Here is a 20,111-nt window from a genome sequence, read left to right as displayed (position 1 = left end):
TAATGGAAAAATTTATTATGGCGCTGGATTAATGTCACAAAAATTAGGTAGATTATTAGATACCAAATAGGATGATGAACAATTAAGCTGTATTTAAAAACGGTAGCTTAGGTTTAAAAATTATCCTAGTTTTTATCGTAGGTGGAATAATTATTGGTTATGGTGGTTATCGGATTTACCTGATAAAAATCGTCATGGATAACTCAACTGAACTAAGAAAATTCGTTTATGATGATGACAAATATCATAAGATAAAAAACGTTACAATCAACTATTTTAGTGTGCGACATAATCCAATGGGTAGGATCGATGTTGGCGGATATGTAAATGGACAGTTGCAAACTAGTCAACTAGCAAAAGTTAAAAATTTGGAGGAGCAAGCAACTGGCTTTATATCAAATGGTACTACTAAGATGGAACTCAATAATAGGGGTAAGTGGACTCATAAGGTAAATGAAGCAATTGAAAAGCACAGCCACGATTTCTCCAAATAGTAAATAAATTATATAGACTTGGGATTAAACATTGCTTACTGGAATCAAACGTTTTTCTTAAGTATGGAGTGTAGGGTGGCTTCCTGCTACTGATAAAATCTAGAATTCAACGTTTTGCACATTACCTGCGAAGTCTTCGATCAGCGCAGACTTCAAAGTAATTTCAAGGATGCATTTACCAGAGAAGTCCGTTCCAAATTTAGTCATCGCTGGGTGATTCCCAGCCACAGCGGCGATAAAGTCAAGATCCGTGTGGACTTTCGCAGTAGCGTTGTTAGAGGAAAAACGTTTTCCTGATTTTTGTTCAAACCAAGATGAAACTGCGACCTGGGGATGGGTAATAATATTCTGGGCGCGATGACTTTGATAATTAGTCAGTACGTAGTAAACGTTGTCGGCAGTGTCATCTTGGTTGAAAGTAACAATTGAGTTCGATACGATACCTTCTTCACTAACCGTTGCTAAATTGATGTTTTCGACGGCATGAGTAATTTCTTTAAAAGTAGTTAATGTATTTTTCATAGTAAGATAGATCTCCTTTGGAGTGATTTTATCATATTTAATAATGTGATTCTAGAAATGTTATAATAACATTGGTAACTATGTTTACATATATGTAGAGGGAGCGATATTATGTTAATCAGCTGGCTTCATTTAATCAATTGGATAATTTTGCTTATAGTCGTTTTGGTAGCACTGTTCAGTAAGCGTCCAACTACGAGTAAAGTTAGTATGATAATTGCCCGTATTTGTTACTTAATTGCGCTTGGTACCGGTTTATTGCTTCTTGGTGGAGCATATGCTGCTGCCCCAGTTTTAACCATTATTAAAGTCGTAGCCGCTCTACTTTTGATTGTGGTGATTGAGTTGGCCTTTGCCTGGCGGCTTCATCATCGGCTTAACAAAATGTGGATTTATTTAACACTATTTTTGCTGTTGCTTGTCGGTTTCATGGGAATTTATCTTGCTGGTGGTTATCCATTTTAGCTACAAAATTACTGTGGTTTAAAAATAGCCGTTCGACCAAATTGTCGAACGGCTATTTTTTTTAGCTTTAGATTTAATTATTGCAACTTTTCTGGTGAGAATAACTGATCAATTTCAGCATATTCGGCAGCAGAAAGGTCAATTTGTAAGGCTTGAGCGTTGCTTTGAACCTGTGCTGGGTGTTTAGCTCCCGGGATTACCACGCTAATATCGGGGTTTTTAAGGTACCAAGCTAAGATAATTTGGGCAACCTTAGCGTGATGCTGCCGCGCAATTTGTTCGACTTGCTCAACTTGGTTAACAATTGTGGTGAAGCGTTCACCATTGAAGTCCGGGTTATCATGACGAATATCATCGCTTGGAAATGAAGTTTCTGCATGGTACTTGCCAGTTAGCAGTCCTGAAGCTAATGGAAAGAAAGGCACAAATGAAATCTGGTGCTCACGTAGATAGGGGAAGCGTTCCGCTTCGGCATCACGATGCAGGAGATTATACTGTTCTTCATCGATATCCACTAGGTTATCTTGATTAGCTTCTCTAAGTTGGTCCATTGATAGATTAGAAACTCCAATGGCTCTGATTTTGCCAGCTTGTTTGAGCTCGTTGAGTGCTGCTACGGCCTCATTTAAGGGTGTTTTTCCATCAGGGAAATGAATGTAGAAAATATCTAAGTAATCAGTTTGGAGTCGTTCTAGGCTGTCTGTTACACATTGTTTTAAAAAGGCGGGAGAACTATCGATGACTACGTCGCCGTTTGCGGTAACCCGTTGCGCCCCTTTGGTGGCAATCTGAAACTTACTGCGATCATATCCCTGAATGGCTTGCCCAATTAATTTTTCTGATTGACCCATTCCATAGGCAAAGGCAGTATCTAACATTGTGATGCCGTCATCAAGTGCCTGACGAACAATTTTAATTCCAACTTGGTCATCAAGATTGGGGAATAAATTGTGGCCCCCAACGGCGTTGGTTCCTAATCCAAGTGGTTGCGTAGTAACATTGGTTTTTCCGATTTTAACACTAGTCATAAAAATACTCCTAATCTTTAGATAACGATGTCTGAATGATTGATAAATTTTGCAGGTACTGGAAAAGCACCACTGCCTGGTTATGTTTCTGATCCTTAGCTCCATACAATAGAATTACATTTTGCGTCGCTAAGCGTTGGGCAACCTCGTTAATAAAGATGGCGGTTGCTGGATTTTGGTTTAATTCTTGTTGATAGTTTTTAGCAAACTCAGAGAATTTACTTGGATCATGGTTAAACCACTTCCGCAACGCTGGCGAGGGGGCAATTGCTTTTTCCCATGCATCGAGGTGTGCCGTAGCCTTGGAAATTCCTCGGGGCCACAATCGATCAACTAAAATCCGATATCCATTTAAATCAGCCGGCTTTGTATAAATCCGTTCCAGTTGAAGTTTCATAAACGACCTCCCAACCATGCTCTTGTTTAGTATACAACAGATTTGCAGTTAAGCTCTAATCGGCTAACTTAAAAACCAGCTGGGCTAACCAGGCTGGTTTTTAAATGAACTTTTATAAGTGATTTTTAGTTTCTGATGAAATCGTAGGGAAGAGGGTAATGAAGTCGTTCATCTGCTCAGGATCAATATGATACTCGATGAAGGGCAGAATGCTACCGATGGCATTGTCTGCTTCAGAGCTAATCTCAGTCATTCCGACTAAATAGCCTTCTTGATCGAAAATAGTGATAGCTTTCCCACGGTTAGCACGCATCGAGACACGGAACCAGTCACCAGCTAAGTCAGATTCAACAACTTTGTAAGTTTCTGGATGTTGCTTGGCTTCATCCACAGTTACGCCAACTTGTGCGATACGTGGCATGGTAAAGACAGCACTTGGAACTGCCGGATATTTAATGGCGGCACTGGTTTCATGTGCAAATAATTTAGTTAGATAAGTTGATTCATAGATGGCAGTTGGTGTTAGGCGACCGACTTTTTTATCTAAAACATCACCAGAAGCATAGATACTAGGAACTGAAGTTTGCAAATGATCGTTAACTTTGATTCCTTTTTGGTCGTAGGCAACGCCGACTTCCTCTAGGCCAAGGTTACTTGTGTTGGGGTCACGACCAGTGGCATTTAGAATCCAGTCAGAACTAAAGGTTCCTTGGTTTGTCTGTAAATCATAGCCGTTAGCAGTCTTTTTAACTGCTTCTGGAGTAACGTTTTTGACGATGTTAACCCCTTGGTCAACAAGTTGTTGTAAAAGATCCGCCACAAATGGTTGGTAAAATTGTCGTAGGGCAGTATCGTGGTGCAACAATAAGTTTACTTTGGTTCCGGCGGTTGCTGCAATGGATGCAAACTCGACCGCAATGTAGCCTCCTCCAACGATGGTTAATTCCGTGGGCTGCACTGATAAGCTTAAGAAATCAGTTCCATCGTGGAGAAATTCCGCACCAGGAATGTCGAGCTGGTGGTAGTGAGCACCAGTGGCAATCACAATGTTGGTAGCGGTGTAGTCAGTTCCAGCGACGCGAATGGTATGAGGATCAACTAGTTTTCCATAGCCGTGGATCATTTCAACGCCATTAGCAACCAATGATTCTTCGATTGCTCCAGGAAGTACTTTGATGACTTCTTTTTCATGGGCTACATTTGCGGCCCAGTCAATTTTTGGAATCCCCTGAATCCCTTTTCCCTGCATATTTTCAGCTTCATGTTTTAATTTGACGGGCATATCAAGCGCAATCTTGGCGTTGCAACCGCGGTTAGGGCAGGTTCCACCAACCTTGTCAGCTTCGACCATACCGATCTTAAAATCACCTTTGGCACCCAGTGCAAGTGCGCCGTTGAAGGCACCATGACCACTGCCGAGATATAAAACATCGTATTGATAATCATTTGTAACCATCATTCGACCTCCTAGAAAATCCTAATATCATTGTATACAACCATTGTTTAGAATTCTAATGTTAAAGTCAATTAATCTGCCCGCCAGCAGTCATTAAACAGCAGCTTGTTCTGCTACAAAGGCTACTAAATCAGCATAGATTCGTTCTAAATCATCATGATTTCCACGAAGTTCGTAATCAGCGATAAAGGGAACCTGAAATTTTCGAGCATACCGCTTGGCAGTTAAACAGTATTGAGCATTAAAATTTTTGTTGCCACTGCCGATGATTCCCTGACAATACTGAGCATTTTCTTGAAAATCAAGATATTCGCCCATTGAATTTGTCATTAGTTCTTTTACGCCATTATCAATCCCATTGCCACCATCTAGATAGGTGGGGACAAAAACAAAGTATGGCTGGTGCTCGGCTTGTAGATCAGTTTGATCGCTAATTTCTGTAGCAGTAATTAGTGGTTGTGTTGGGTGTATTTGATGTTGCTGCTCAGCATAGCTAACCAAGTGGTTAACGAAACTACGGGTATTTCCCTCAATAGAAATAAATAAAATTCGGATTTGTTTCACAATTACCACCTCCTTATTATAAGTGTAATCGTTTTTTAGAAAAATTTCAGATTATTTTTGCGATGACTTTCGAATGACGATTAAGTACCACAACCAGCTACCAGCCAAACACAGACTGGTTATCAGAGTAATGATGAAACCAACTAGCAAACCGGGAGTGTGGTAGGTGAGTCGAATTCGGTGATTACCTGCAGGGACAACGCCACCAACAAAAGCTTGATTAACTACCTTAGTGTTGGTCGGGTGCCCATCAATTGAAAGCTGCCAGCCGCTTGAGTATGGGATTGATGTTGTCAAAACCGCTTTTTGGGGTTCATGACTGATTCCAGTAACCGTATTTTTTTGGAGGCGGAGTTGATGTAGCCTTGCCTGCTGTAACCGTTTGATTTGACGGTGATAGTTTTGCTTGAACGGAACCGCGATGAGCCGTGTTTTTTTGATGTTAATTGCGGCGGGTCCGTCAAATTTGATGGTAATGGTTTTGCGAGATTTGGCAGAGTAGCCCAAGTTAAGGAGTGCTTGGTGTTTTGGCAAGTAGTTTGACAGTTCGTCTTTACCAAGCTGAGTAACGGCGTTGCTCATTCCGTGGGCACTGGCGGTGATCACAAAGCTACCATTATCATAGCTGGTTAGATTATTTCGAATAGCGGTTAGTTGGTTTAATGGAACTAGTGCCCGATTAGCTAATACGGCTCGATTGGCCTTGTTAGCAGCCGTTTGCGCTGCATCAAGAGGGGTAACAGTGATACCTTCTAATTTTAGGTATAACTCGTGGTTACGCGTCTGTTCTGGATTTTTAATGGTTAACTCGTACTGATTTTGGTTGCCTAGAGCATCAGAGGTTAGTTGATGTAAACCAGTTCGATTTTTTTGGACGCTTTGGTTTGCGATGTCTGTATTTTCTTTGAGAATTGCTTTAATTTGTTGTGCGGTAGCATAAGTAGCGTTAGGCTGAGATCGATTTGACCGAGTACTTGCAGGTAATTGATCCAGTTGCTCGGGCTTCGTCAATAAATTGGTCTGATCTAGTTGCGTTTGGTAAGCCAACGAGCGCAGGTTCGAGTGGTAGTGTAAGGGCTTAATGCCCGAAATGGCGCTAGGAAGGTTGGCTGCTGCTATCAGACTTTGTTCACGCTCAAGTGGGCTTAAGCGATGAAATTGCTGATCGGTCAGCACGTGTGTTTGGGTATATGCAAGGGGCAACGCCTCGTTGTTTTTGGCGATGATAGTGCCATTTGGTTTGGCCGGATTAACTAGCTGGTTAGGGATTGGGAAAAGGCGTGGCTGGCGATCGCGGTTACGAACGATTTTAAAACCAGCGGGCAAATTTTTTTCTTCCCTAGTGCTATCTAAGAAAAGATATTTAACGCCCATCAGGTTTTCTAGCGAGGTGCGGTAGTCATTTTGGGCGACTGGATTATTCGGTGTGAATTGGTTGTTTTGAACCTGTTGTTCCAATGCGCCAACATAACCATTTTCAACGGTCAGATATGAAGCAATGTCATGGGTTCCGAGAACCATTGGGATATTTGATTCTGCATTAAAATAGTCGGTATTTAAAGAATTTTTTCGCTGATCGGGCTGATAATGATACCGTGGTCCAATCGTGGTTCGCTCATGGTTGAGGCGGGGAGTTACATAGTGATCGGCTTGGTCATAGTAGTTGGAAACAGCCTGCTGAGCCTGATTTTGTAGATACATCGTTTTAGAATAGCTACTGCTATTGGGGCTGTAAAATCCGATTCCTAGACTAATTAGATTAACAATCACTAGGGTTAAAACGGAACTTTGTAGCCACCGTCGTTTCCAGTTAAATAAATTGGCTATTAAAAGGATGCCGATGAGACTAAAGAAGAGTAAATATTCGACCAAATCATGCCGATGTAGTTTTAATATCCCTCCGTTGCTGAGCCAGATCACCAGAAGCAAGCTCGGTCCACTGGCTGCTAGAATGGCAAGATCACGGTGGGTTAGGTGGCGCAACGCTTCAGCAAAATATGCACTGGCAAGTCCAATGGGCAATAGCCCGAGCGATAGCCAGCGATTTGATGGCGCAGCAAAGGCATTGAAAATAGCACTAACTTGTGGGAAAACAATTCCAATTCCAAGTAAAATTAAGGACCAATTAAGGGCACGATATTTTCGAAAGTGGCTCAATACGTAGATGATGGCTAACAAGCTAAAACCGCTAATCCCAATTATTAACCAGAAATTAAAGCTATTTCCCATCCCAATTATTTTTCCAGGAAGCCCAAGATAGTAGCTAAGTGGGTAGAGATGATAACCATTGGCAAATTGATTAGTGATTCTAGTCGATTGAAAAGCATACATAATTGTTGGGACGAAGAGGACGGCAGCCATGCCGAGCCCGGCAATAACCGCTGCTGTCAGGCTAAGCAAGGATTTCCAAGGACGAAATGATTTGGAGGTGCGAAGGTCGAAATAACGTACAATGACGTAAACGAGGCAACCTAACCCAAGAATGTAGGCAAAATAGAAGTTACTGAGGAAGGTAATGGTGACGGCAATTATCAATGGAACTACCGCGTGACGGTGCAAGACTTGTTCAATTCCATTTGCAAGGAGTGGGAACAGAATTAATGGTAATAAAAAGAAGGCATGGTGCATGCCAGCATATAGGGCATAGCTAGCAAAGGTATAGGTAAGCGTGCTGATAAGTTGGCTGAATTTTTTGAAGTGAAAATTGCGACAGTATAATAAAAAGGCCAGTCCGGCACAATATAACCTGAGAACTACTAAGACACTGTAGCCTAAAGCTACCTGATTTTTGGGGAACAAAATAATAAGGTAGTTAAACAGATCCCCGACAACATAGTAAGAGAAGCTTGTCAGTTGATCTGCACCCAATCCAATATTCCAAGCCCAATTTGTAAATCCATGCTGGGGGTGCTGTATAAAATTAACGATCATTTGGCGAAAATCGATCAAGATGGGATAATGTTGAGCAATTCCATCGAAACTCCAAATAAGGGAACGATTAGTGAGGCGAAAAGTCAGCCAAAAGGCGCTAATGATCACCAAAAAGCAGGCAGTATAGGCAATCCACACGGGAATTTTTTTAAATATTTTCATAGGAAACTCCTTGTCACGAAAAAAACGAGGCAGGCCTCGTTTTGCGTTTCTTAAGGTTATGCAGGGTTCGTTTCGTCAGTTTTAAGGGGGGTTACTTCGAACCAATTTATAAATGAGTTTTCGTAATCCAATACTTTAAACTGAAAGCGCCCAATTGTAACCACGTCACCGATTTTAATATGGGGATTGTGTTCAATCACAAATCCAGCGATGGTAACGATATCAGAACTATCAAATGATTTGATCTTAGTATCGAAGAATTTTTCAAAGTCATGAGTATTTAGCTTACCACTAACTTTGTAGGTTCCGTCAGCCTGCTTGAAAATCTGCGCCTGATTAGCAGGATCGATTTCATCACGAACGGTTCCAAATAGTTCCTCATAAATGTCTTTATCGGTAATAATTCCGGAAGTACCGCCGTATTCATCGATTACGACCACGATTGGTTGGTGATTCTTAATCATTTGTTGTAAAACCATGGCAATCGGGGTTGTTTCAGCAGTCGTACTGATCTTACGTAATTGCCCTTTAACGGATTTTTTGGGGTTAATCTGGGCTTGCTGAACTAGATCATAGATGTAGACATAACCAAGGATATTGTCCTTGTTGTTATCTTTGACCACCGGAAGCCGGCTAAAAGTAGTCTTGAGGTAGGTTTCGGTAGCTTCTGCTACGGTATCGTTATAATCTACGGTTTTAAGTTGGGTGCGGTCAATCATGATATCACGAGCGGTTTTATCGTTTAACTCGAAGGCACGCTGCATGTAGAGATAGTCGTTTTGTTCCAGGTCTCCATTTTTAACGGCTGCTTTGGAAACGCTCAGAATCTCTGATTGTGACAGAGCTTCGTCATTTTCATTGGCAACCTTGAGCCCCAACATGCGGACAACTGCATTGGCAGAAATGTTAAGCAGCCAGACGAAGGGATAAAAGACGACATGACAGTAATGTAGTGGTGTGCTGACCACGTTCAGCACTTGTAAAGGCATGTCAATACTGATGTTCTTAGGTAGAATTTCTGTAAAAACGACTTCTAAATAAGTCAGTAGGATAATCCCAAGAACTGCCCCAATACCGTGGGCGGTAGCGCTGTTAACCCCCATATCGGTGCCCAATAGATTAACAAAAAGTGCGATCACAAAGGTTTCACCAATCCACCCAAGAATAATCCCCGCCAATGAGACACCCACTTGGGTGGTGGACAGGTATTCATTGAGATTTTTAACCATTTTGATTTCGCGGGTCAGTTTTTTTCTGCGTTTTTCTGAAGTGTTGTCATCATCGAGTTCTTCTTGTAAGGCAGTGGGGCGCGATTGCACGAGGGCAAATTCGCAGGCAACGAAAAATCCTGCTAAAAAGAATGTGATGAGAATAATAACTAAGTCGATAAAAATCGATCCAGTAACCAATGTCGTGTACTCCTTTTTCTTGATAGGTTGATTTGAGGTCAGGAACTGCAGTTGTAAAATTTTTGGATTTTACAATTCTGTACCATATTAACATACAGTGGCGGGAGCTGTTTTGAAATCAGTAAAAAGAAAACAAATTTTTTGAATCTTAAAGGTAACCGCCCTATAATTAAAGGTGTCAGGAAGCTGACAATTAATTAACAAAGGGGAGTTTAATGATGGCAAATAAAGATTTAAGCAACATTAGTTACGACCCACTGGACGATTTTTTCGGCGACTTTGGTAAAAGCCTACTAAATTCGGTCGCAGGCGGTAATAATCGGATGAAAACGGACGTGATTGATCATGACGATCACTATGAAGTTGTTTCTGAGTTGCCGGGATTTCAAAAACAAGATATCGATATTCAATACAGTGATGACACGCTTTCGATTCACGCAGTTCATGATCTGAAAAAAGAAGTTCGTGATGATGATGGACATGTGGTCAATCAGGAACGTCGGTCAAGCGATGTTAGTCGGTCATTCTACCTACCGGATGTTCAAAAAGATCAAATTAGTGCTACTTACGATGGTGGTCTTTTAAAGATTGAATTACCGAAGTCAGCAAAAGAAGAGCAGACTAGCAAGTCAATTGATATTAATTAAACAAATAAATTAGAAAAACAGTTCTATTTTGGTACTGATATCCTTCATACGTGGAGGTATCAGTACTTTTTTTATCGATGACCATCCTTTTCCTGTAATTAAGGCAGATCGTCTGATCTAGTGACACTTTTCCAGCGGGGTTTGCCCATTTCAGCTATAATTGTTAGAAAAGGATGTTAAGGAGGAAGCACTCTTGTCAGATCAGCATTATTCCGGTTTAAGCTCAGCAGAAGTTGCTGCTAAAGTAGCGGCTGGGCAAAAGAATACGCCACCCCCTGCCTTAACCAAAACGGTGGGACAGATTGTAGTTAGCAATGTTTTTAACCTCTTTAATTTTATCAACCTGGTGCTTGGGCTGTTGGTCTTTACCACTGGTAGCTATAAAAACCTCTTGTTTTTATTAATTGCTTTCTTAAATTCGCTGATTGGAATTATCCAAGAGGTTCGCTCTAAAAGGCAAGTTGATAAGATGGCGCTACTTTCGCAAGCGCATAGTCGAGTGGTTCGAGATGGAGAAACAGTTGAAATCCCTTCAGAGCAGCTGGTTTTAGATGATGTAATTCAGTTGACACTCGGCGATCAAATCCCGGTTGACGGGGTTATTTTGGCAACTAAAGAACTAGAAGTCGACGAATCACAGATTACGGGTGAATCCAATCCGATTAACAAACCGAATGGCGCTAGCGTGATTTCTGGTAGTTTTGTGGTGGGGGGTCATGCGGTGATGCAGGCCACCAAGGTTGGTGATGACACTTTTGTAAATTCTTTGACTGCCAAGGCGAAAACTACGAGCCGAAAAAAAAGTGTATTACTGGATTTGATTAACAAAATTATTCGGATTTTAACGGTGATTATCATCCCGCTTGGACTCGCTCTGTTTACCTCGCGAATTTTACGTGGAGTAAGTTGGAATGATGCCATTTTAGGGACGGTGGCCGCCATGATTGGGATGATTCCAGAAGGATTAGTGCTGCTATCATCTGTAACGCTAGCGGTCTCGGCCTATCGATTGGCACGCCGCAAAGTGCTGGTGCGCGACCTAGCTTCGATTGAAACGCTTGCCCGAGTTGACACGCTTTGTCTTGATAAGACGGGGACGATCACCAGTGGGGAACTAAAGTTTGACCGATTGGAACAACTCGCGACGGGCACAACGACAGCAACGATTGCTCCGCTATTAGGATCAGTCTTACGAGAAGTTGGCGATACGAATGCCACTGCGATGGCTTTGCAAAAAGAATTTATGCAAGCCAATCAAGTTGCTTCGCGGATCATTCCGTTTTCTTCGGCGCGGAAATGGAGTGGAGCTCAACTAGCCGATGGAAAAAACTACGTGCTAGGAGCGCCACAATTTGTTTTGCAAATGAGTTCGAACGAGTCTAATCAAGTCCATGAACTTGCGACCCAAGGTTTGCGGGTCTTGGCCTTTGCTACAGCCGAAACAATGACAGAAACGTCGTTATCAAAGACTAAACTAATAGCATTTGTGATCTTGTCAGATGTGATTCGGAGCGATGCCCCAGAAACGCTACGTTATTTCGCCAATCAGGGAGTGACGCTTCGCCTGATTTCTGGAGATGATCCAACCACGGTTGCCAGCATTGCTAGTCGGGTTGGCGTGACACAAGCCGATCAGTATGTCGATATGAGTACGGTGAAAACTCCAAACTATCCGAAACTGGTAGCGCATAATCGGGTATTCGGACGAGTTAAACCAGAACAAAAAGAGCAGCTGATTCGCGCGATGCAACAGGCTGGGAAGACGGTCGCAATGACGGGGGACGGTGTTAATGATATTCTAGCTTTGAAACAGGCTGATTGTGGGATTGCCATGGCGACTGGAAATGAAAGTACTAAGAGTATTGCGGACTTCGTGTTAATTAACTCTAATTTTTCTGCCATGGTCAATGTATTAAAAGAGGGACGCCGAGTTATTAACAATATTGATAACATTGCTTCGCTGTATTTAATTAAAACCATGTTTTCCGTTATTTTGAGTGTCATTTTTCTGTTTTTGGCTCGTAACTATCCGTTTCAACCGATTCAGCTCACTCCCATTAATAGTCTAATGGTCGGAGTGCCATCCTTTTTCCTAGCAATGGCACCTGAGTTTCATCCGATCCGCAATCGATTTGTGAGCGGAATTATTGCAATTGCCATTCCATCTGCGCTATGCGTGGTAGTGGACGTTTTATTGTTAGGTGGATTAGGTCCTTTCCTCGGACTTTCAGCACCTAGTATCGCTTCGTTGAATGTATTAGTAACGGGCTTTGTTTGTTGGCAGGCGATGTTGCTAATTAGTCGTCCTTGGAACCGCTATAAACTGATGGTAGTTTCGATCAGCATTACCCTGTTTTTAGCAGTCTTCATCTTTTTAGGACCACTGTTTTCGCTAACGGGGTTGAACAATTGGGTTGCCTTGTTAGTGGGAGCGGTCATGATTTTACTAATTAATCCGATGTTTTTACTGTTACAACGAGTGGTGAATTGGAGTTGGCAGCGGTTGACAATTTGGCGCTCAGCATTAAAAAAATAAAACACCGAAAAGTAACTTTTCGGTGTTTTATTTTGCCTTAATTGCTGTTTGTAGAACTTGCATTAATCGTTGTTCTTCTTCTGAGAGTGGATGTTTGGTGCGACGGGCTAGTGACACAAAAAAATTAGGGACGTCATCATCAGCAATGTTAAGCGTCTGAACTTGATCCTTGGGGGTGATTGCCGTTTCCGTTAAAAATGAGATTCCGACGTTTTGAGCCACTAGTTGTTTGATTAGTTCGACGTCTTGGGTTCGATAGCGAGTATTAACTCGGACTCCATGCAGGCGACATAGTTTTTGAAAGGTTTCTGCATGGATAAAGTCGTCATTAAAGCCAATGAAGTCGGCCTGATCCAAATCACGCATGCGCACAGTTGGATGCTGAGCCAACGGGTGCTCCTTGGCGGTGATGATTTTAAATTGGTTTTGGGTCAAGACCGTCGTAGTTAGGTTCTGGTTGTGAAACGGTGCTGCTGATCCAAGCAGGGCAATATCAACCGTGCCGTCAATCAATTGATGCAACAATTTTTTTGAGCCCGCTTCTAGATTGGATAAGTCATCTAGGATGCCGGTTTCTCCAAGTTGCGCCGCTAAACTCGGGAAATAATAGTTCCCGATGATTGGAGGTAGCCCAAAGTTAATGGGCTGCTGTTTCTGTGGCACCAGCGACTGTTCAATCGCAGTTACTTCATTGCTAATGATTTGGGCGTGCTGGGCGAGTTGTTTTCCCGCCGGTGTAATCTCAATCTGGTGGTGTGCTTGGTTACGCTGGACTAATTCGATGTGCAGTTCGTTTTCCAGTCGTTGCACAGCTAAGGAAATGGTAGGCTGGCTGACCTGATAGTAAGCTGCAACTTTGGTGTAACTATGCAATTCAGCTAATTTATTGAAGTAGAGTAAATCTTGCAGTTTGATTTTAACACCTCATATTAATGAAATTTATTCAAATTTAACGTTTGACTATCTTTTTATAGATGGACTAATATGACTCTTGTTTAGAATAATACCATATAAATTTAGAGGAGCGAGAACTATGACTAGAAGTCAAGAAATCGTCAACAATCCCTTTTTAAATAAAGGAACGGCCTTTAGTGCTACTGAAAGGAAAGATTTACACCTTGAAGGAATGTTGCCACCTCGAATTCAAACCTTGGATCAGCAAACTGATCGCGTTTATGCTCAGTACCAGGAAATGAGTACAGATTTAGAAAAACGTATGTATCTAATGTCAGTTTTTAATGAAAATCGGGTTTTGTTTTACGCTACGTTTGCAAAACATGTCAGTGAATTCATGCCGATTGTGTATGATCCAACGATTGCGGATTCAATTGAAAACTACAGTCGCTTATACGTTAATCCCCAAAATGCGGCCTATTTATCAATCAATGATCACAGTCGCGCAACGATTCGGGAAAGTTTAATCAATGCTGCTGAAGGTCGCAACGTTAAATTGTTAGTTGTGACTGATGGTGAAGGAATCCTTGGCATTGGTGATTGGGGAACTCAGGGAATTGATATTCCGGTTGGTAAGCTGATGGTTTATACAGCTGCTGCGGGGATTGACCCGTCAGAAATTTTACCAGTGGTCTTAGATGCAGGGACTACTCGTGCATCATTAAAGAATGATCCTTTGTACGTTGGTCTTGATCAAGATCGGGATTATTCTGAGAACTACTATGAATTTGTGGATAACTTTGTTCAGGAAGCAGAATCACTTTTCCCTAATCTTTATTTACACTTTGAAGATTTTGGTCGAGCTAATGCTGCTAAAATTCTGGAAAAATATCAGGATCAATTCTTGGTCTTTAATGATGACATTCAAGGAACTGGAATTATCGTTTTAGCTGGGGTACTCGGGGCATTGAACATTTCTGGTGAGTCAATGACGGATCAGAAATATCTATGCTTTGGTGCTGGTACTGCCGGGGTCGGAATTGCGCAGCGAGTTGCTGAAGAAATGGTTCAAGCAGGCTTGAGCGAAGCAGAGGCTAAAAAGCACTTCTACATGGTCGACAAACAAGGACTCCTGTTTGATGACATGCCAGATTTGACACCGGGACAACAGGAATTTGCTAGAAGTCGTTCCGAATTTGATAATGCCGATGAATTAACGGATTTACTCTCGGTTGTACAAGCGGTTCATCCAACCATTATGGTAGGAACTTCAACTGTTCATGGTGCCTTCACACAGGAAGTTGTTACGGAAATGGCAGCGCACACGAACCGTCCAATTATTTTACCAATTTCAAACCCAACCAAGCTTGCTGAAGCAACGGCAGCCGATTTGATTAAATGGACAAATGGTCGGGCGTTGGTGGCAACTGGTGTTCCAAGTGCTCCCGTGGAACATGATGGAGTTACCTACGAAATTGGACAAGCTAACAATGCGTTGGTTTATCCTGGGATCGGTTTAGGTGCGATTGCCGCAACTGCTACGACTTTGAATGATGAAATGATTAGTGCAGCTGCGCACTCTTTAGGAGGAATTGTTGATTCTTCTAAGCCAGGAGCTGCCATCTTGCCCCCAGTTGAGCAGTTGACTGAATTCTCCCAAACAGTTGCTAATGCTGTGGCGCAAAGTGCAGTTGATCAAGGGGTTACTAGAGAGCAGATTAGTGATGTGAAAGCAGCGGTAGAGGCTGAAAAATGGTACCCCGTTTATCGTGAACTGAACTAAGCATTGCTTTGGAAATAGTTATGAAAGGAGTTTGATGATGACAGCTTTTTTAACGTCTTTATCAAGTGTCGGTGAGATTGTTCTTGTCATCGCACTTGGGTATTGGTTGCGAAAATCGGGCAAATTAGACGACAAATTTAAGGGTAGTATTTCGTTTATTATTATGAATATTGCGCTGCCAGTATCGATTTTTATGTCAGTGGTCAGTCACTTGAACCGGGATAAATTATTGAGCCTGTCGAGCGGTTTGTTCTACGTCTTTATTAGCTTTGTATTGGGTTATGTGGTTGCGTTAATCTTTGTGAAAATTTTTAAAATCCGCAAGGGACGGCGTGGAACGTTCATTAACATGTTCGTCAATGCCAATACAATCTTCATCGGGATGCCACTTAACATTGCGTTATTTGGTGACCAAGGTTTGCCTTATTTCTTGTTGTACTACTTGATTAATACCATCTCTACTTGGGCAGTCGGGATCTTCTTTATCTCTGCCGATGATCCAACTAAAGATAAAAGTTCAGCAAGTGGAGCAAAGTTTAACTGGAAAAAGTTATTGCCTGCTCCTTTGATTGGCTTTATAGTGGCGTTGGTTTGGTTGGTTTTAGGACTGCCAATTACGTTTATCGTGCAACCAGCAGCCTTTCCAATGCTTGGGAACACTTTCACCATGGTTGGCGGTTTGGTAACGCCCCTCTCCTTGATCTACATTGGGATTATTTTAGCTGATGCTGGGTTACAATCAATTCATTTTGACCGTGATTCAGTGCTGGCATTAGCGGGGCGGTTTGTGATTGCACCTGCTATTATGATTGTGGTGTTGCTGACAGCTAAACATACTGTTGGTACTGTACCAACTCCGGAATTAAATACGTTTGTGATTCAAGCTGCTGCACCAGGATTGGCCGTTTTACCTATTTTAGTTGGTCAGTCGCATGGTGATGTAGATTACGCAACGAACTTAGTGGTAACTAGTACAGTGCTCTTTGTAATTGTGGTTCCAATCTTAATGGAAATTTTAGCTTTTCTATAAGCATTATTATCAAGACCTTCACATTGTGGAGGTCTTTTTGATATACCTGTAGTGTTTAATCGTTATAATAATAGTTGTGAATCGTCTGAAAGGAGCTGAAATTTATCAACGAAAAATTACAAAAAGTTCGCCAGTATGCAGCTCAGGAAATGGCATTTGATCATTCCGGACATGGCTTTGATCATATTGAGCGGGTTGTTAATATGACCGGGAAATTGTTAGCTAGTGAACCTGCTAACGGTGAAGTTGCACTGACCGCGGCCTATTTGCACGATGTTTTTGACGAAAAACTTTGTGATCACCGTGCTGAAAAGCGCAAGGAAGTTATTAATTGTCTTCAAGATTTTGGTTACCACCCCGAGGAAATCAAACAAGTATTGGAAATTATTGACCATTTATCGTTTGCAGATAGCCTTGAGCAGCATCACCAGCTCTCAAAAACGGGACAAGTAGTACAAGATGCGGATCGACTAGATTCGATTGGTGCCATTGGGGTGGCGCGAACGTTTGCGTATGGAGCTGTTCATGGAGCTGCCATGTATGATCCCAAACTACCTCCGCGCCGACAGCTGACCAAAGCAGAATATCGCAACAATACGACCACTTTGAATCACTTTTATGAAAAATTATTCTTAGTAGCAGATCAAATGAATACAAAAACCGCCCAGCAACTTGCTAAGCGGCGAAAAAGTTTAATGGAAACATTTGTGCAAGAATTCAAAGCGGAGTGGTCGGGGCAAACTTAGATTTAAGCTTCAATGAGGTCTGCAAACGACCCGTGCACTAGCTTGGCAACTGCTTCAGCATTGACTAGCACCGAACGACCGATTTGGCCGGAAGAAATGATGATTTCTCCTTGCTGTTGGGCACTGCAATCAAAGTAGATGGGATAACCTTTTTTCTCGTAAATGCCAACAGGAGTGTTGGCACCATGTTCAAAGGTCGTGATGGCAGCCAAATCTTTTAATGGAATCATCTGAACCTTTTTCTTGTCGGCGGCGCGGGCGAGCTTTTTTAAGCTGAGACGGCAGTCGAGGGGAACCACGCCAATAATTGGCTCATGATCCTTAGTAATAGCGGCCAATGTTTTATAGATTTGATGGCGTTGGTAGGATTGTTGGTGGGCGTCAAGTTCAAAAACATCGCCGACTTGATGGGTTGCAAATTCAATTTGCTGGTATTTTATTTTGTGTTGATCTAAAACCTGCTCTACAAGGGTCTTATGGAGCTTTCCATGGTTCTTTTTTGTCATAAAATTCACCTCATTTACTTTGTATTATAGCAATTCTTTTGAAAAATTTAATGACTTTCGTGCAACTATCATTTACAATTAATTTGACTAATTAGAAGGAGATGGCTTGTGTATGGCAGAAGGAAAAAAAGAAAAAACTCATTTTATTCAGTATGCAAACGGGAAATCATTACAAGAGATTAATGGTACCGTTGAAGTTCCTAAGAATTTGGGTTTTTGGAAAACGTTATTTATGTATTCTGGACCAGGAGCGCTAGTGGCAGTGGGATACATGGATCCAGGGAATTGGTCAACGTCAATTACCGGGGGTCAAAATTTTCAATACTTGCTGATGTCTATTATCTTGATTTCAAGTTTGATTGCGATGTTACTTCAATACATGGCAGCTAAACTTGGGATCGTGACGCAAATGGACTTGGCGCAAGTGATTCGAGCTCGAACCAGCAAGACGTTGGGGGTAGTACTCTGGATTACGACCGAGTTAGCGATTATGGCGACTGATATTGCAGAAGTAATCGGAGGTGCAATTGCGCTATACCTGTTGTTTGGGATTCCGATTTTAGTAGCGGTCTTGATTACTGTTTTGGACGTTTTGGTATTACTATTACTGACTTCGATTGGGTTTCGAAAGATCGAGGCCATCGTGGTTGCTTTGATTTTAGTTATTTTCTTTGTATTTGCTTATGAAGTAGCACTTTCAAATCCTGATTGGCTGGGGGTATTGAAAGGAACGGTTCCAAGCATTGCAGCGGTCAAAGAGACGCCCGTTGTTAACGGGACGACGCCATTGAGTGGGGCTTTAGGGATTATTGGGGCGACTGTCATGCCTCATAACTTGTATCTTCACTCGGCAATTTCTCAAACTCGAAAAGTTGATCATAACGATGAAGAAGACATTGCCCGCACGGTGCGGTTCTCAACGATGGATTCCAACATTCAGTTAACCATGGCCTTCTTTGTAAATGCTCTCTTATTAATTATGGGAGTGGCAGTTTTCAAATCTGGTTCCGTGCAAGATCCATCGTTCTTCGGTTTATATCAGGCACTCAAGGATCCCTCCTTTATGAGTAATGGGATTTTGGCAAGTGTTGCAAAAACTGGAGTCCTTTCAACCCTATTTGCGGTAGCTTTATTAGCTTCTGGACAAAACTCTACGATTACTGGAACGTTAACGGGTCAAGTCATTATGGAAGGATTCATTCATATGCGGATGCCACTCTGGGCTCGGCGGCTAGTTACCCGATTGATTTCGATCGTTCCGGTGGTCATTTGTGTAATGATGACTAGCGGTGGTTCGGCAGTTAAGCAGCATGAAGCGCTAAATGATTTGATGAATAATTCACAGGTGTTTCTAGCCTTTGCGTTACCATTTTCAATGTTGCCACTCTTGATGTTTACTGACAGTGCTTTGGAAATGAATGGGAAACGCTTTACCAATGCGATCTGGGTTAAAGTTGCTGGTTGGGCTTCCGTTTTAGCCTTAACATTCTTAAACATGTATAACATGCCAGATGCAATTGCCAGCTTCTTTAGCGACAATCCTAATGCACAACAGACCTTTGAAGCAAATCTGATTGCATATGTGATCATTATTGCCGTATTAGCTCTGCTAGGGTGGGTATTATATGATCTTTATCGTGCTAACAAACGCTTGAAAGAACAACATCAATTGGATGACCAAGCAACAAAAGATTAACTGGTAACCCTAGGGTTCTCGCCACAGCGGGAATCCTTTTTTGTTTCTGCTATACTTGAGATAATCTAAGTCGTAAAGGAGCATCTTGTGGCTGATCTAGTATATAAACAAGTATTACAAAGCCTGCAGCAACGAATTAAAACTAATCAATTTCCGCATAATCGGTTGCCGGATGAACGTAGTCTAAGCACGGAATATCAAGTTAGTCGTAGTTCCATCAAACGAGCTTTGAATGTTTTGGCACAGCAGGGAGTTATTTTTAAAAAACGAGGTTCTGGGACATTCGTGAATCCACTGTACTTGAAAAATAAATCGATTTTTCGGTATGAAGGGTCGAACTTAGGGATTACCAACAATCTAAAGATTGAGGGATATGAGCCACAAATCAAGGTTTTGGACTTTGCGGTAATTGCTGCTCCGCCTGAAATTCAAGAAGAGTTGTTTGTGACTAGCGAAGATTTCGTCTATCAAATTCGGCGGTTACGGTTGATTGATGAACGAGCAATTATTATTGAGACGAGTTATATCCCAATCAAATTAGCGCCGGCGCTTACCCGACAAATTGTCACTGGCTCTTTGTTTGATTATTTTGCAAAGGAACTTCATCACACTGGAACCAAGGCATTAATGACCCTCAAAGTACAGCCATCCGTGGCAACTGATCAGGAACTATTGCATTTGGAACCGACGGAACCGGTTGGCATCATGGAAGGAATCTTCTTTCTTGACAATGGAACCCCGTTTGAATTCTCGCAGTTGCGGATTCACTACCATTATTTTAGCTACAACACCTTTGTGGATGTAGCAGAATAAATTGTGGCGGGCTTTCTCAATTGATACGTACC

At 42.0% G+C, this 20,111-nt stretch carries 18 protein-coding genes; 9 read left to right on the top strand and 9 right to left on the bottom strand.

Features of this window, described 5'->3' with window-relative positions; genetic code table 11:
* The first annotated feature begins 194 nt into the window (after positions 1-194).
* Entirely contained in the window at positions 195-494 is a 300-nt protein-coding gene (locus B808_RS01950) for a hypothetical protein (RefSeq protein WP_009166356.1), read from the top strand.
* Between the two features lie 99 nt (positions 495-593).
* Here B808_RS01950 and B808_RS01945 read toward each other — a convergent pair whose 3' ends face one another.
* Complete coding sequence (locus tag B808_RS01945) at positions 594-1,016, bottom strand: pyridoxamine 5'-phosphate oxidase family protein (RefSeq protein ID WP_009166355.1); 423 nt, start codon at positions 1,014-1,016, stop codon at positions 594-596.
* Positions 1,017-1,127: 111 nt separating this feature from the next.
* On the opposite strand from B808_RS01945, the gene B808_RS01940 reads away from it, so the two are divergent.
* Positions 1,128-1,481 (top strand): DUF1516 family protein, encoded by a 354-nt coding sequence (locus B808_RS01940; RefSeq protein WP_035421575.1) that lies wholly within the window; start codon positions 1,128-1,130, stop codon positions 1,479-1,481.
* A 77-nt stretch (positions 1,482-1,558) separates the two neighbouring features.
* Here B808_RS01940 and B808_RS01935 read toward each other — a convergent pair whose 3' ends face one another.
* From B808_RS01935 to B808_RS01910, 6 genes are all read right to left on the bottom strand, one after another.
* Positions 1,559-2,509 (bottom strand): aldo/keto reductase, encoded by a 951-nt coding sequence (locus B808_RS01935; RefSeq protein WP_009166353.1) that lies wholly within the window; start codon positions 2,507-2,509, stop codon positions 1,559-1,561.
* Positions 2,510-2,519: 10 nt separating this feature from the next.
* Complete coding sequence (locus B808_RS01930) at positions 2,520-2,906, bottom strand: DUF488 domain-containing protein (RefSeq protein ID WP_009166352.1); 387 nt, start codon at positions 2,904-2,906, stop codon at positions 2,520-2,522.
* Between the two features lie 112 nt (positions 2,907-3,018).
* Complete coding sequence (locus B808_RS01925) at positions 3,019-4,362, bottom strand: dihydrolipoyl dehydrogenase family protein (protein ID WP_009166351.1); 1,344 nt, start codon at positions 4,360-4,362, stop codon at positions 3,019-3,021.
* Positions 4,363-4,455: 93 nt separating this feature from the next.
* Positions 4,456-4,926, bottom strand: coding sequence for a class Ib ribonucleoside-diphosphate reductase assembly flavoprotein NrdI (nrdI, locus tag B808_RS01920; RefSeq protein ID WP_035421573.1), 471 nt, complete (start codon positions 4,924-4,926; stop codon positions 4,456-4,458).
* A 51-nt stretch (positions 4,927-4,977) separates the two neighbouring features.
* Positions 4,978-8,019 (bottom strand): YfhO family protein, encoded by a 3,042-nt coding sequence (locus B808_RS01915; protein ID WP_035421571.1) that lies wholly within the window; start codon positions 8,017-8,019, stop codon positions 4,978-4,980.
* A gap of 56 nt (positions 8,020-8,075) precedes the next feature.
* A complete protein-coding gene (locus B808_RS01910) occupies positions 8,076-9,428 on the bottom strand; it encodes a hemolysin family protein (protein WP_009166348.1) in 1,353 nt (450 codons plus the stop codon).
* Between the two features lie 215 nt (positions 9,429-9,643).
* On the opposite strand from B808_RS01910, the gene B808_RS01905 reads away from it, so the two are divergent.
* Both B808_RS01905 and B808_RS01900 read left to right on the top strand, forming a co-directional pair.
* Complete coding sequence (locus B808_RS01905) at positions 9,644-10,075, top strand: Hsp20/alpha crystallin family protein (RefSeq protein WP_225349211.1); 432 nt, start codon at positions 9,644-9,646, stop codon at positions 10,073-10,075.
* 193 nt (positions 10,076-10,268) lie between these two features.
* Positions 10,269-12,611, top strand: coding sequence for an HAD-IC family P-type ATPase (locus B808_RS01900; protein WP_051393786.1), 2,343 nt, complete (start codon positions 10,269-10,271; stop codon positions 12,609-12,611).
* Between the two features lie 27 nt (positions 12,612-12,638).
* Here B808_RS01900 and B808_RS01895 read toward each other — a convergent pair whose 3' ends face one another.
* Positions 12,639-13,520 (bottom strand): LysR family transcriptional regulator, encoded by an 882-nt coding sequence (locus tag B808_RS01895; protein ID WP_225349212.1) that lies wholly within the window; start codon positions 13,518-13,520, stop codon positions 12,639-12,641.
* Between the two features lie 124 nt (positions 13,521-13,644).
* On the opposite strand from B808_RS01895, the gene B808_RS01890 reads away from it, so the two are divergent.
* The 3 genes from B808_RS01890 (at position 13,645) to B808_RS01880 (ending at position 17,064) form a co-directional block, all read left to right on the top strand.
* On the top strand, positions 13,645-15,288 hold the full coding sequence (locus B808_RS01890; protein ID WP_035421567.1) for a malolactic enzyme: 1,644 nt from the start codon (positions 13,645-13,647) through the stop codon (positions 15,286-15,288).
* 37 nt (positions 15,289-15,325) lie between these two features.
* Positions 15,326-16,318 carry an AEC family transporter gene (locus B808_RS01885; RefSeq protein ID WP_009166343.1) on the top strand — a complete coding sequence of 331 codons (993 nt, stop codon included), beginning with the start codon at positions 15,326-15,328 and terminating at the stop codon, positions 16,316-16,318.
* Between the two features lie 149 nt (positions 16,319-16,467).
* Entirely contained in the window at positions 16,468-17,064 is a 597-nt protein-coding gene (locus tag B808_RS01880; protein WP_009166342.1) for an HD domain-containing protein, read from the top strand.
* A 2-nt stretch (positions 17,065-17,066) separates the two neighbouring features.
* Here B808_RS01880 and B808_RS01875 read toward each other — a convergent pair whose 3' ends face one another.
* Positions 17,067-17,570, bottom strand: a complete 504-nt coding sequence (locus tag B808_RS01875; protein ID WP_009166341.1) for a YbaK/EbsC family protein — start codon at positions 17,568-17,570, stop codon at positions 17,067-17,069.
* Positions 17,571-17,682: 112 nt separating this feature from the next.
* Between B808_RS01875 and B808_RS01870 the strand changes: the two genes are divergently transcribed.
* A complete protein-coding gene (locus B808_RS01870) occupies positions 17,683-19,266 on the top strand; it encodes an Nramp family divalent metal transporter (protein ID WP_009166340.1) in 1,584 nt (527 codons plus the stop codon).
* Positions 19,267-19,353: 87 nt separating this feature from the next.
* The gene (locus tag B808_RS01865; protein WP_009166339.1) at positions 19,354-20,079 is read left to right on the top strand and encodes a GntR family transcriptional regulator; all 726 of its coding nucleotides are present in this window, start codon (positions 19,354-19,356) and stop codon (positions 20,077-20,079) included.
* Positions 20,080-20,111: the final 32 nt, after the last annotated feature.

It is taken from the genome of Fructilactobacillus florum 8D, assembly GCF_000512295.1.
GTDB classification, from domain to species: domain Bacteria; phylum Bacillota; class Bacilli; order Lactobacillales; family Lactobacillaceae; genus Fructilactobacillus; species Fructilactobacillus florum.
Note: the sequence above shows the minus strand (reverse complement) of the source record. Positions and strands in the feature narration are given on the sequence as shown.